At 42.5% G+C, this 1,250-nt stretch carries 3 protein-coding genes; 2 read left to right on the top strand and 1 reads right to left on the bottom strand.

From position 1 onward, the window contains the following. Nucleotides 1-22: 22 nt before the first annotated feature. The gene (locus AC3AYF_RS21335) at nucleotides 23-163 is read left to right on the top strand and encodes a demethoxyubiquinone hydroxylase family protein (protein ID WP_487780471.1); all 141 of its coding nucleotides are present in this window, start codon (nucleotides 23-25) and stop codon (nucleotides 161-163) included. Between the two features lie 19 nt (nucleotides 164-182). Here the strand turns inward: AC3AYF_RS21335 and AC3AYF_RS21330 are convergent, their stop codons facing one another. Further along, a complete protein-coding gene (locus tag AC3AYF_RS21330; protein WP_487780470.1) occupies nucleotides 183-485 on the bottom strand; it encodes a PilZ domain-containing protein in 303 nt (100 codons plus the stop codon). Nucleotides 486-572: 87 nt separating this feature from the next. Here AC3AYF_RS21330 and AC3AYF_RS21325 point away from each other — a divergent pair. Then, a partial coding sequence (locus AC3AYF_RS21325) for a Lon-like protease helical domain-containing protein (protein ID WP_487780469.1) occupies nucleotides 573-1,250 on the top strand: 678 nt, incomplete at its 3' end.

The following is a 1,250-nucleotide window of genomic DNA, read 5'->3' as shown; positions in this document are numbered from 1 at the left end:
AACAGATTTAAAAAGTCGAGCTGTGCTTGAGCAAATGAAAATAGATGAATTGCATCATGGCACCATTGCGGTAGAGGCAGGTGGGGCGGAGCTGCCCACCCCCGTTAAATGGCTGATGGGCTTAATGTCAAAAGTCATGACTAAAAGTAGTTACTGGCTATAATTAACGTTTGCTGATTTTCTTACGAGGTTTGGGTTAACTCAACAGAAACATGAAATTTATTCGCATCGTTTTCATCTGCTTTAACTCGCATGACCTTACCTTCAGCAACAAAGGGGGGTAAACGATCACCGCTAGGATTCATCACGATAGAAATGATATCGTTTTCTGTCGGTGCATAATCGGTAATCATATGTAACCCAGTTGCACTTAGATCTCCACTTGTACCATGGTGAGATATTGCATTCTCACCCTTAATGGAATAAGTAACTTGTGTTTCAATGTTCATTCTAACGAAATGACGCTTTTCTTCGTGTTCGGCCATTGTTTCTGCTCCACCTCAATGAAAATACTGTTATCTCTAGCTATGGGTTATCCTAAGTTAAAAACACTTATTAGGCTAGAGAAAATTATGGTGAAATCCACTCAATTACGTCCAGATGATCTGTATCAGTATTGTGTTCCGGAGCAATTTAGCTTTGTATCGACGGCAGAGTTAGAAACGCTGCCTATGATGATTGGTCAGTCAAGAGCGTTAGAGGCGGTTGATTTTGGGATAAATATAGAGGGGGATGGCTATAATCTTTATGTGATGGGGCCATCAGGTTCAGGCAAATATACCTTAGTGAAACGGTTTTTAGATGAACATATCAAACACCGACCTCAAGCTAGGGATTGGACTTACTTACATAATTTTGTTGATTCACAAAAACCTTGGGCAGTATCTATGCCTGCCGGTCAAGGCAGACAACTACGTCATGATATTGAAGATATGATTGAATGTCTGGAGGAAGCACTCCCTCATGCGCTGGATGATGAATATTATCGTGGTCGGATCCGAGCAATAGAAGAATCGGCCAGGACACATCGAGTGCGACTGTTCGGCGCCCTACAAGTGGAAGCCGATAAACATGGTGTGGTGTTATTACGTATGCAAGATGGCAGTTATGCTTTTGCAGCAAAACGTGATGTCGAACCCATGACCAGTGATGAGTTTGAGAAACTGCCGCTTGAGCAGCAAGAGAAAACAGAGTTGGCCATCGCTTCATTGCACGAAGATATGCAACATACCTTGTTAGAGTTGCGTGAG

The sequence above is a fragment of the Salinicola sp. genome (assembly GCF_982684285.1).
Note: the sequence above shows the minus strand (reverse complement) of the source record. Positions and strands in the feature narration are given on the sequence as shown.

Excerpts from the sequence above, each read along its gene's own strand:
- AC3AYF_RS21330 (WP_487780470.1), bottom strand. The coding sequence starts at position 485 with ATGGCCGAACACGAAGAAAAGCGTCATTTCGTTAGAATGAACATTGAA.